At 72.1% G+C, this 11,405-nt stretch carries 12 protein-coding genes; 8 read left to right on the plus strand and 4 right to left on the minus strand.

Going from position 1 to position 11,405, the window contains the following annotated elements; translation table 11 throughout:
• Positions 1–238 precede the first annotated feature (238 nt).
• The 7 genes from purH to OZN99_RS16285 all read left to right on the plus strand — a co-directional run bounded on the left by purH (position 239) and on the right by OZN99_RS16285 (position 6,855).
• The gene (purH, locus tag OZN99_RS16255; RefSeq protein ID WP_270936308.1) at positions 239–1,813 is read left to right on the plus strand and encodes a bifunctional phosphoribosylaminoimidazolecarboxamide formyltransferase/IMP cyclohydrolase; all 1,575 of its coding nucleotides are present in this window, start codon (positions 239–241) and stop codon (positions 1,811–1,813) included.
• 73 nt (positions 1,814–1,886) lie between these two features.
• Positions 1,887–2,498: a carbonic anhydrase gene (locus OZN99_RS16260; protein WP_270936309.1), complete on the plus strand. Its 612-nt coding sequence runs from the start codon at positions 1,887–1,889 to the stop codon at positions 2,496–2,498.
• A 41-nt stretch (positions 2,499–2,539) separates the two neighbouring features.
• Positions 2,540–3,568, plus strand: a complete 1,029-nt coding sequence (locus tag OZN99_RS16265; protein WP_270936310.1) for a DNA recombination protein RmuC — start codon at positions 2,540–2,542, stop codon at positions 3,566–3,568.
• Entirely contained in the window at positions 3,565–4,815 is a 1,251-nt protein-coding gene (locus OZN99_RS16270) for a NupC/NupG family nucleoside CNT transporter (RefSeq protein WP_270936311.1), read from the plus strand. The genes OZN99_RS16265 and OZN99_RS16270 overlap by 4 nt, the downstream gene beginning before the upstream one ends.
• A gap of 17 nt (positions 4,816–4,832) precedes the next feature.
• Positions 4,833–5,213 (plus strand): RidA family protein, encoded by a 381-nt coding sequence (locus tag OZN99_RS16275; RefSeq protein WP_270936312.1) that lies wholly within the window; start codon positions 4,833–4,835, stop codon positions 5,211–5,213.
• Between the two features lie 32 nt (positions 5,214–5,245).
• Positions 5,246–6,589 (plus strand): aspartate aminotransferase family protein, encoded by a 1,344-nt coding sequence (locus OZN99_RS16280; RefSeq protein ID WP_270936313.1) that lies wholly within the window; start codon positions 5,246–5,248, stop codon positions 6,587–6,589.
• A gap of 71 nt (positions 6,590–6,660) precedes the next feature.
• Positions 6,661–6,855 carry a CsbD family protein gene (locus OZN99_RS16285; RefSeq protein WP_270936314.1) on the plus strand — a complete coding sequence of 65 codons (195 nt, stop codon included), beginning with the start codon at positions 6,661–6,663 and terminating at the stop codon, positions 6,853–6,855.
• Between the two features lie 73 nt (positions 6,856–6,928).
• On the opposite strand, the gene rpsO is transcribed toward OZN99_RS16285, so the two are convergent.
• Both rpsO and truB read right to left on the minus strand, forming a co-directional pair.
• Positions 6,929–7,198 (minus strand): 30S ribosomal protein S15, encoded by a 270-nt coding sequence (gene rpsO / locus OZN99_RS16290; protein WP_270936315.1) that lies wholly within the window; start codon positions 7,196–7,198, stop codon positions 6,929–6,931.
• A 25-nt stretch (positions 7,199–7,223) separates the two neighbouring features.
• Positions 7,224–8,276, minus strand: a complete 1,053-nt coding sequence (gene truB / locus OZN99_RS16295) for a tRNA pseudouridine(55) synthase TruB (RefSeq protein WP_270936316.1) — start codon at positions 8,274–8,276, stop codon at positions 7,224–7,226.
• 237 nt (positions 8,277–8,513) lie between these two features.
• Between truB and OZN99_RS16300 the strand changes: the two genes are divergently transcribed.
• Positions 8,514–8,756, plus strand: a complete 243-nt coding sequence (locus tag OZN99_RS16300) for a hypothetical protein (RefSeq protein WP_270936317.1) — start codon at positions 8,514–8,516, stop codon at positions 8,754–8,756.
• 22 nt (positions 8,757–8,778) lie between these two features.
• On the opposite strand, the gene rbfA is transcribed toward OZN99_RS16300, so the two are convergent.
• Entirely contained in the window at positions 8,779–9,204 is a 426-nt protein-coding gene (gene rbfA / locus OZN99_RS16305; protein WP_270936318.1) for a 30S ribosome-binding factor RbfA, read from the minus strand.
• A 75-nt stretch (positions 9,205–9,279) separates the two neighbouring features.
• Positions 9,280–11,405 (minus strand): translation initiation factor IF-2 (gene infB / locus OZN99_RS16310; RefSeq protein ID WP_270936319.1); only part of this gene is annotated, 2,126 nt, incomplete at its 5' end.

An 11,405-nucleotide genomic window follows, 5' to 3' on the forward strand; every position in this document is an offset into this window, starting at 1 on the left:
GGACCGGGCTGCTGGTGCCGCCCTTCCAGGCCGCGCCCCTGGCCGCCGCGCTGACGCGGCTCGCGGAGGATCCGGCGCTGCGCGCGCGCCTGGGCGAGGCCGGGCGCGCGCGCGCGGCGGAGCGCTTCGACGAGGCGAAGAACCTCGCGCGCATGGTGGCGCTGCTGGAAGGTTGATGGCGCGCCGCCGCGGGTCCATACCGCCGCGCGCCGGAAGCCCCTCGTCCAAGCCGGATGACATGACCGACAGAATTCCCGTCCGCCGCGCGCTGCTCTCCGTCTCCGACAAGACGGGCATCGTGGAGTTCGCGCGTTTCCTCGCCGCGCAGGGGACGGAGATCCTCTCCACCGGCGGCACAGCGGCGGCGATCCGCGCCGCCGGCATCCCGGTGAAGGACGTCTCCGACCACACCGGCTTCCCGGAGATCCTGGACGGCCGTGTGAAGACGCTGGTGCCGCAGGTGCATGGCGGGCTGCTCGGACGGCGCGACCTGGCCGACCATCTGGCGCAGATGGAGAAGCACGCCATCGCGCCGATCGACCTGGTGGCGGTGAACCTCTACCCGTTCGAGGCGACCGTCGCGAAGGGCGCCGCCTTCGACGACTGCATCGAGAACATCGACATCGGCGGCCCGGCGATGATCCGCAGCGCCGCCAAGAACCACGACGCCGTCGTGGTGATCACCGAGCCCGGGCAGATCGCCGAGGTACGGGCGGAGCTGGAGCAGGGCGGCACCACGCTGGCGCTGCGCCGGCGCCTGGCGCACGCCGCCTATGCGCGCACCGCCGCCTATGACGCCGCGATCTCCGCCTGGTTCGCGCAGCAGAACGGCGAGCCCTTCCCGCAGCGCCTGGCCGTGGCCGGCGTGCTGCGCCAGCCGCTGCGCTATGGCGAGAACCCTCACCAGGCGGCCGCCTTCTATGCCGATGGCACGCAGCGCCCGGGCCTGGCCACCGCCGTGCAGGTCCAGGGCAAGGAACTGTCCTACAACAACCTGAACGACACCGACGCCGCCTTCGAATGCGTCGCCGAGTTCGACCGGCCGGCCATCGTCATCGTCAAGCACGCCAACCCCTGCGGCGTGGCGGAGGCCGACGACCTCGCCGCCGCCTGGGACTTGGCGCTGCGCTGCGATCCCGTCTCCGCCTTCGGCGGCATCGTCGCGGCGAACCGGACGCTCGACGCCGCGGCGGCGGAGCGCATTGCGGCGATCTTCACCGAGGTCGTCGTCGCGCCCGACGCGGACGAGGCGGCGAAGGCGGTGTTCGCGCGGAAGAAGAACCTGCGCCTGCTGCTGACCGGCGCGCTGCCCGACCCCGCGGCGCCGGGCCTGCTGGTGAAGTCCGTCGCGGGCGGCTTCCTGGCGCAGACGCGGGACGCCGGCCGCGTGACAGAGCAGATGCTGCGCACCGTCACGCAGCGCGCGCCGAGCGCGGGAGAGCTCGCCGACCTGGTCTTCGCCTTCCGGGTCTGCAAGCACGTCAAGTCCAACGCGATCGTCTACGCCAAGGACCGCACCACGGCGGGCATCGGCGCCGGCCAGATGAATCGGCTGGAAAGCGCGCGCATAGCGGCGTGGAAGGCGGAAGCCGCGGCGCAGGCCGCGAACCTGCCGGAGAGCCTGGCGAAGGGCAGCGTCGTCGCCTCCGACGCCTTCTTCCCCTTCGCGGACGGGCTGGAGGCTGCGGCGGCGGCGGGCGTCACGGCGGTGATCCAGCCCGGCGGCTCGATCCGCGACGCCGAGGTGATCGCGGCGGCGGACAAGGCCGGCCTCGCCATGGTGTTCACGGGGATGCGCCACTTCCGGCATTAGGGACGCGCTCTTCCCTCCCCCGCATCGCGAGGGAGGGTTAGGGTGGGGGCCGCGCAACCGCAGACGGGAAGGCATGGGCCCGCTGATCGACGGCTACCGCCGCTTCCGCGCCGAGACCTGGCCGCAGCAGCGTGCCCGGTTCGAGGAACTGGCCGCCCAGGGCCAGAAGCCGCACACCCTGGTCATCGCCTGCTCTGACAGCCGGGTCGATCCACAGATGATCTTCGCCGCCGGGCCCGGCGAGCTGTTCGTGGTGCGCAACGTCGCGAACTTGGTGCCGCCCTACATGCCGGACGCCGCCTTCCACGGCACCAGCGCGGCTGTGGAATTCGCGGTGCGCGTGCTGGGCGCGGGGCGCATCGTGGTGATGGGCCACGCGCTCTGCGGCGGCATCCGCGCGCTGATCGAGGGCACGCCGGCGGAAGCGCGGGACTTCGTCGCGGGCTGGATCGGCATTGCGGAGCGTGCGCGGACCGCGGCGCTGCGCTGCGACGACCCCGAGGCCGCGCAGCTCGCCGCCGAGCAGGAAGCGATCCGGATCTCGCTGGCCAATCTGGCGACCTTCCCCTGGGTGGCGGAAGCCGTCGCCGAGGGACGGCTCCGCCTGCGCGGCGCGCATTTCGGCGTCGCCACCGGCCGGCTGCTGGTGCTGGACAGCGCAACCGGGGAATTCGCGCCGGCCTGACCGGCATGCGAGACTCCGCCCCGCGAATCGGGGAACCGCCCTTGCCCGACTGGCTGCCGCCCGCGCTGATCGCTCTCGCCACCCTGTTCGCGGGCCTGCTGCTGCTGGCCGCCTGGCGGGGCCGCCAGGCGGAGGGGCTGACGCGTCTCTCCGCGACGCTCGAAGCGCTGGCCGCCGCGCAGGAGCGGCTGGCCAACCGCACCGAGGATCGGCTGCGCGAGCAGGAACGCATGCTGGCGCAACGTCTCGATGCCGCAGCCCTTCGCACGCAGGAAACGGCCGGCGCCATCCAGCAGCGCCTGGCAGTGATCGACGCGGCGCGCGCCAACCTGGAGGCGCTGGGCGGGCAGGTCACGTCGCTCGCCGCCGTGCTGGGCAACAAGCAGGCGCGCGGGGCGATGGGCGAGGTGCAGCTGCGCGGGCTCGTCGCGGACCGGCTGCCGGCCGAGGGCTTCCGCTGGCAGCACACCCTGTCGAACGGCACGCGCTGCGACTGCCTGCTGCTGCTGCCCTTCCCCCCCGGGCCCATCGCGGTGGACAGCAAGTTCCCGCTGGAGGCCTGGGCCGCCATGCAGGACGCCGCGACGCCCGCGCTGCGCGACCTGGCGCGGCGCCGTTTCGTCGCCGACATCCGCCGGCACGTCGGCGACATCGCGTCCAAATACCTGATCCCCGGCGAGACGGCGGAGGGCGCGCTGATGTTCGTCCCCTCCGAGGCGGTGCACGCCGCGCTGCATGCGGAATTCGCCGACCTGGTGGCGGAGGCGGTGCGGCGCGGCGTGCATATCGTCGGCCCCTCCACGATCTGGGCGGTGTTGAACACCATGCGCGGCCTGCTGCGCGACGCCCGGCTGCAGGCCGAGGCACGGCGGATCCGGGTGGAGGTGGAGAGACTGGGCGAGGAGACGCTGCGGCTGGAACGCCGCGTCGCCGCGCTGCGCCTGCACCACGCCGCGATGGGCCAGGACATGCGCGAGATCGAGACCAGCGCCGAGCGCATCGCCCGTCGTGGCGAGGCGATCCGCGCCCTCGACATCCCCGAGGACACGACACGGAGCGCCGCCGAGTGAGCCTGCTGCAACTGCAATCCGCCGCCGGCCTGCTGGCGCTCTGCCTGCTGGCCTGGGCGATCGGCGGCTTCCGCCGCGGGGTGTCCTGGCGCGCGGTGGCGGCCGGGCTCGGGCTTCAGCTGCTCCTTGCCGCCCTGCTGCTGCATGTCCCGGCGCTGCGCGTCGTCTTCGACGTGTTCGGTGCGGCGGTGAACGCGCTGGCCGAGGCGACGAAGGCGGGCACCTCGCTGGTCTTCGGGTATCTCGGCGGCGCGCCGCTGCCCTTCGACGAGAAGACGCCGGGCGGCAGCTTCATCCTGTTCTTCCAGGCGCTGCCGCTGGTGCTGGTGGTCGGCGCGCTCTCCGCGCTGCTGTATCACTGGCGCGTGTTGCCGGTGGTGGTGGCGGCGATGGGCCGCGTGCTGGCGCGCGCCTTCGGCATCGGCGGCGCCACCGGCTTCTCCGTCGCGGCCAATGTCTTCGTCGGCATGGTGGAGGCGCCGCTGCTGATCCGCCCCTGGCTGGCGCAGCTGACCCGCAGCGAGCTGTTCGTGGTGATGACCGCGGGACTGGCCACCATCAGCGGCAACACGCTGGTGGTCTATGCGCTGTTCCTCGCGCCCGTCGTGCCGGACGCGGCAGGGCAACTGCTGGTGGCGAGCCTGGTCGCCGCCCCGGCCTCCGTCCTGGTCGCGCTGTTGATGATGCCGCCGCGGCGCGAGGATGCGCCCGTTGTCGCGGCAGCGACGGAGGCGCCGCGCATCTACGACAGCAGCATGGAAGCGCTGGTGCGCGGCACCATGGATGGGCTGAACCTGCTACTCGGCATCATGGCGATGCTGGTGGTCTTCGTCGCGCTGGTGGCGCTGGCCAACATGGCGATCGAGCCGCTGACCGGCCTGACGCTGCAGCGCCTGGCCGCCTTCCTGTTCTGGCCGATCGCCTTGGCCATGGGCGTGCCGGCGGAGCAGGCGATGACGGTCGCTGGCTCGCTCGGCACCAAGCTGATCGTCAACGAATTCGTCGCCTATCTGGAACTCGGCACCTCCGGCGGGCTCGGGCTCGATGCGCGCGCGCGGCTGATCCTGACCTATGCGCTCTGCGGCTTCACCAACCTGGGCTCGGTCGGGATCATGCTGGGCGGCATGGTGGCGATGTGCCCGGAGCGGCGCGGCGACATCGTCGCGCTCGGCCTGCCTGCGCTGGTTTCCGGCACCATCGCCTGCTGCATGACGGGCGCGGTGGTCGGGCTGCTGACCGCGCCGTGACGGAGGAGGCCATGCCCATGATCGAGTTCCTCGGCCAGCCGGCGCCGGGCGTCGCGCGGCCCTTCAGCCATGCCGCGCGCGCGGGCGGCCTGGTCTTCGTTTCCGGCCACAGCGCGCCGCACGATCCGGCCAGGGGCGTCTTCCGCGGCGACACGCCCGCCGAGCAGGTGCGCAACGCGCTGGCGGAGATGCGGCGCATCCTGGAGGAGGCGGGCAGCGGCCTGGACCGTGTGGTGCAGGTGACCATGCTGATCACCGACCCGGCCGATTACGCCGCCTGCAACGCGGAATACGTGAAGCACTTCCCGAACGGGCTGCCCGCGCGCCACACCGCGCGCTTCGGCGTGCCGACGGAGGCGCGCGTCGCCTTCGCCTGCATCGCCCTGGCCGGTCCTTGACGGCCACCGGCCCCCGGGCGCGAGATACGTCCATGCGAAGCCGCCTGCTCCAGCGCAACCTGCGCCAGGATCCTCCGCTGGCCCTCTCCGGCGAAGGCATCTTCATCCGGGATTCCAACGGGAAGACGATCATCGACGGCTCGGGCGGCGCGGCCGTCGCCTGCCTCGGCCATGGCCACAAGCGCGTGCTGGCGGCGATGCGCGCGCAGGAGGAGAAGCTCTGCTACGCGCACACCGCGCTCTACTCCTGCGAGAGCGCAGAGGCGTTGGCGGACCTGGTGCTGCAGGACGAGCCGGGCGGGCTGACGCACCTCTACCTCTGTTCCTCCGGCAGCGAGGGGATGGAGGCCGCCCTGAAGATGGCGCGGCAATACCATGTGGAGCGCGGCGAGCCGCAGCGCAGCCGCGTCATCGCGCGGCGCCAGAGCTACCACGGCAACACGCTCGGCGCGCTGGCCGCCGGCGGCAACGCGATGCGGCGCGCGCTCTACCAGCCCATGCTGGGCGACGCCTTCAGTCATGTCTCGCCCTGCTACGCCTATCGCGACCGACGCGACGACGAGACCGAGGCGGAGTACGTCGCCCGCCTGGCGGCGGAGCTGGAGGCGGAGTTCCAGCGCCTCGGCCCGCGCAACGTCGCCGCCTTCGTGGCGGAGCCGGTGGTCGGTGCCACGCTCGGCTGCGTCACCGCGCTGCCGGGCTACTTCCAGGCAGTGCGGGAGATCTGCGACCGCCACGGCGCGCTGCTGATCCTGGACGAGGTGATGTGCGGCATGGGCCGCACCGGCACCATGCATGCCTGGGAGCAGGAGGGGATCGCGCCGGACATCCAGGTGGTCGCGAAGGGCCTGGGCGGCGGCTATCAGCCGGTCGGCGGCATCCTGATCGCGGGGCATGTGGTGGCGGCGATCCGCGACGGCTCCGGCGCCTTCATGCACGGCCACACCTACCAGGCGCATCCCGTCGCCGCCGCCGCCGCGCTGGCGGTGCAGCAGGCAATCCGCGAGGAAGGGCTGCTGGACAATGTGCGCCGCATGGGCGCGCTGCTGGAGAAGGGGCTGACCGAGCGGCTCGGCAACCACCGCCATGTCGGCGACATCCGCGGGCGCGGATTGTTCTGGGCGGTGGAGCTGGTCACGGACCGCGCGACCAAGGGCACCTTCGACCCCGCCTTGCAGCTGCACGAGCGCGTGAAGGCCGAAGCCTACGAGCGCGGGCTCGCCTGCTACCCGATGGGCGGCACGATCGACGGCCGCCACGGCAACCACGTGATCCTGGCGCCGCCCTACATCGTCACGGGCGAACAGGTGGAGGCCATCGTCGCGCGCTTCGGCGATGCTGTGGAAGCGGCCGTCGCGGGCCTGCCGCGCGGCTGAACCCCAGGCCGTCCAACGCGTTTCTCCTTCAGTCGCGGCACACACGCCGCGGTTGAGATAGGGAGATGAGTATGGACAAGGACCGCCTGAAGGGCATGGGCAACAAGATCAAGGGCGACGTGAAGAAGGCCGCCGGCGAGATGACTGGCGACGCCAACCTGGAGGCCGAGGGCCACGCCGACAAGGCGAAGGGCAAGGTGCAGGAAGGCGTCGGGAAGGCGAAAGACGCCGTGCGCGACGCGGTGGACGACAAGGACCGGGTGTAGCCATTGCGACATGAAGAAGGCCGGAAGGGGCGACCCTTCCGGCCTTTTTCGGTGTCCGGGGTCGGGCGCGAGATTACCGGCGCAGGCCGAGCCGCCCGATCAGGCTCTCGTAGCGGGCCGCGTCCTTCTTCTTCAGGTAGTCCAGCAGGCCGCGCCGCTGCCCGACCAGCACCAGCAGGCCGCGACGGCTGTGGAAATCCTTCGGATGCGCCTTCAGGTGTTCCGTCAGGCCGGAGATCCGGTCGGAGAGCAGGGCCACCTGCACCTCCGGGCTGCCGGTGTCGCCCGGCTTGGTCGCATAGTCCTTGATGAGCGCGGCGCGGCGCTCGGTGTCGATCGACATCGCCATGTCCTTGTGGCTGGGGGTGTCAGTTCTCGCCCACCGGCTCGCCGCCCGGTCCGGTGATCAGCCGCTCCGGCTGCATCAACCCGTCCTCGAGCCGGCACAGCGCCAGCAGACGTCCCCCCGCCATGACGCGCACCAAGCCCCCCGCGGGGTCGGCTTCGTCAGGAACCCGCCCCATCAGGTCCACCAGGCTGAGCGCCTGGCCCTGGGAGAGGCGGATGGCCTCCGCTGCGGTGACGGCCAGTGCCGGGATGTCGGCCAGCGCGGTCGTGACCGGAAGCAGGAGGTCCGGGGAAGGAGGCGGCGTATCGCCCGAACCGAGAAGCCTGTCCAGGGGAATCCCGTGCTCCTCGCGGAAGGGTCCGACCCGCAGCCGGCGCAGGGCTGCGATATGCCCGACCGTGCCGCAGGCCTTCGCCAGGTCCCGCGCCAGGCTGCGCATGTAGACGCCCTTGCCGGATTCGACGTGGAAGATGGCGGTGTCGGCGTCGGGCCGCTCCACCAGGTCGAAGCGGTCCACGCGGGCCGGACGCGGCGCGATCTCCACCGCCTGGCCCTCGCGCGCCAGGTCATAGGCGCGCTCGCCGCCGATCTTGATGGCGGAATAGGCGGGCGGGACCTGCATGATGTCGCCGCGGAAGGCGGGCAGGGCGGCGCGGATCTGCTCGTCGCTCGGCCGGGCGTCGCTGGTCGCGACGACCTGGCCGTCGGCATCGTCGGTGTCGCGCGCCTCCCCGAACTTCAGGGTGAAGCGATAGGTCTTGGTGCCGTCCATCACATAGGGAACGGTCTTGGTCGCGGCGCCGAAGGCGACCGGCAGCAGCCCGGTGGCCAGCGGATCGAGCGTGCCGCCATGCCCGGCCTTCTGCGCGTCGAAGGCGCGCTTCACCTTGTTGACGACGTCGGTCGAGCCGATGCCGGAAGGCTTGTCCACGATCAGCCAGCCATCCAGCGGGCGGCCCTTCGGCTTGCGATGCGGCCGGCGTCCGCGCCCGCCGCCATGGCCGCCACGCCCGGGCCCGTTGCCCTGGCCGCCACCGGGACGGCCGCGGCCGCCCCCCATCCTGTCACTCATCACCCACTCCGGCAGACGGCGGCGCAGCTAGCACGGAAACCGGACGGCAGCATCCGTCGGCGTGGGCCGTGCCGACCCGACATCCGCGCAGGGCGGCGGCCGGGTCGTCCGGACGCAATCTCAAGACAGTCTCCAGATGCGGCACAGCCCGTCCGAAAGTCTTTTCGCGCCGGCGTCGCCAAGATCCGCCGCATCGCCTGCCCGGTCGGGCAGGCGCGCAAGGCGGAGGACAGCACGATGCAGGACAACGGTACGACAATGGCGTCGCGCAGCCACCGGGCGGAGCGCGAACGGCGCGCCGAGGCGGCGCTGGCCCATATCCGCCGCTGCCGCGCGCGCGGCATGCCGACCGAGGCGGAACTGGAGCGCATGGTGGCGGAGTTCCGCGCCCGTGGCGGGCAGGTCACGGCCTGCACGCCGGCGCATGTGCTACCCGTGCACAATGGCGCCGGTCGCGACGCCGAACGCTGGGTGGCATGAGTGGCTGCGCGGCCGCCGCCGCTCAGTCCTCCTCGCGCGTCGGCTTCGGCCCCAGGTCGCGCTGCACCTCGGGCCGCTTCAGCACCGCATCGATCTTCATCGCGTAGTCGAGCGCGGTGTCCGGCTGGAAGTGCAGGTCCGGCGCGTATTTAAGCCGCACGGCCTGCGCGACCTGTCGCTTCAGGAAGGGCGAGACGCGGCGGAGCCCGGCGAATTGCTCCTTCGTCAGGTCGCGGCCGAGGCCGCTGACGAAGGCCGTCATGTGCTTGAGGTCGGGGCTCGCGCGGACTTCCGTGACCGTGACGTGGAGATCGTGCAGGTCGGGGTCCCGGAACTCCTCGCGCGCGAAGACGGCGGCAAGCGCATGGCGCACCTCCTCCGCGACGCGCAGCTGGCGCTGGCTGGGGCCCAGCGTCTCGCCGCCCTTCTGTGTGGTCCTGCGGGCCATCGCTCGGCCTCCTTCAAACGCGAAGGGGCGCGGCCTGCGCCGCGCCCCCCGCCCATCCAATCGGGTGGCGCGGGCCTACAGCTCCGCGGCCACCGTCTCCGTCTCGTAGCACTCGATCTGGTCGCCGACGCGGATGTCGTTGTAGTTCGCGAACCCCATGCCGCATTCGTAGCCGGAGGTCACTTCCTTCACGTCGTCCTTGAAGCGGCGCAGCGTGCTGAGCTCGCCCTGGTGGATCACCACGCCGTCGCGCAGCAGGCGCACGCCGGCGCCGCGGCGCACCACGCCCTCCGTCACACGGCAGCCCGCGACGTTGCCGAGGCGCTTGACCTCGAACACCTGCAGGATCTGCGCGTAGCCCAGGAACTTCTCGCGCTGCACCGGCGCCAGCTTGCCGCGCACCAGCGTCTCGATGTCGTCCGCCACCTGGTAGATGATCGAGTAGTAGCGGATGTCCACGCCCTCGCGCTGCGCCAGCTCCCGCGCCTGCGTCGTCGCACGCACGTTGAAGGCGACGATGACGGCGTCGGACGCCTTGGCCAGCTGGACGTCGGATTCGGTGATCTGGCCCACCGCGCTGAGCAGCACGCGGACCTTCACCTCCTCGTTGCCGATCTTGCCGAGCGTCACGGAGATCGCCTCCGAGCTGCCCTGCACGTCCGCCTTGACGACGACCGCCACCTCCTTCTGCGCGCCGGCCTGGATGCGGGCGAGCATGTCGGTGAGGCTGCCGCGGCCGGCGCTGATCGCGGCGACCTGCTTCTCCCGCAGCTTGCGCTGGCGGAAGTCGCTGATCTCGCGGGCACGCGCCTCGTCCTCCACCGCGACGAAGGTCTCGCCGGCCGCGGGCACGCCCGACAGGCCGAGAATCTCCACCGGCAGCGAGGGGTCCGCCTCCTTCACCTGGCGGCCCTTGTCGTCGAGCATCGCGCGCACGCGGCCCCATTCGGCGCCGGCCACCACGATGTCGCCTTGCCGCAGCGTGCCGCGCTGGACCAGCACGGTTGCCACCGGGCCGCGGCCGCGGTCGAGCTTGGACTCGATCACCGTGCCCTCGCCCGCGCGGTCGGGGTTGGCGCGCAGGTCCAGGATCTCGGCCTGGAGCTGGATCGCCTCGAGCAGCTTATCGAGATTGATCTTCTGCGTGGCCGAGACCTCGATCTCCTGCGTCTCGCCGCCCAGGCTCTCCACCACGATCTCGTGCTGCAGCAACTCCTGCCGCACGCGGTCGGGCTTCACGCCGGGCTTGTCGATCTTGTTGATCGCCACGATCAGCGGGACGTTCGCCGCCTTGGCGTGGCTGATCGCCTCGATCGTCTGCGGCATCACGCCGTCATCCGCCGCGACCACCAGCACGACCATGTCGGTCACGCCGGCGCCGCGCGCGCGCATCGCCGTGAAGGCCTCGTGGCCCGGCGTGTCGATGAAGGTCACCCGGCCGCCATCGGCCATCGCCACCTGGTAGGCGCCGATGTGCTGGGTGATCCCGCCGGCCTCGTGCGCGGCCACGTCGGCCTTGCGCAGCGCGTCCAGCAGGCTCGTCTTGCCGTGATCGACATGGCCCATGATGGTGACGACGGGCGGACGCGGCAGCAGCGCCTCCTCCTCGTCCACCATGCCTTCCAGGCCGATCTCCACGTCGCCTTCCGCCACGCGCTTCACCCGGTGGCCGAATTCCTGCACCACCAGCTCCGCCGTGTCGGCGTCGATGGACTGGGTCAGGGTGGCCATCACGCCCATGCGGAACAGCGCCTTCACCACCTCGCCGCCACGGGCGGCCATGCGGTTGGCGAGCTCCTGGACGGTGATCGTCTCGGGCACCACCACGTCGCGCACCACGCGCTCCTGGCCGGCGCGCAGGCGGGCAAGCTCCTGCTGCCGCCGCTCGCGCTCACGCGCACGGCGCATCGAGGCGATCGAGCGGACCTTCTCGTCCTCGCCCTCGATCGCGGCACCGATGTCGATGCGGCCTTCGCGGCGGTTGCGGTCGCTGCCGAGCACGCTCTTCTTCGCCGGCACCGGCGCGCCGCCCTTCTTGGCGTCCGGACCAAGCGTGCGGCGGTCGTCGTCGCGGCCGGTGCGCGGGCGGAGCGTCAGCTTCGCGGGGGCGTCGGGCGGCGGAACCGTCGGCGCGCCGAGTCCGCCAGGCCGGCGTGGACCGCCGAAGCCGGTGGGCACGGGGCCGGGGCGGCCGCTGCGCA

The organism is Falsiroseomonas oryzae, from assembly GCF_027856955.1.
Lineage (GTDB): Bacteria > Pseudomonadota > Alphaproteobacteria > Acetobacterales > Acetobacteraceae > Falsiroseomonas > Falsiroseomonas oryzae.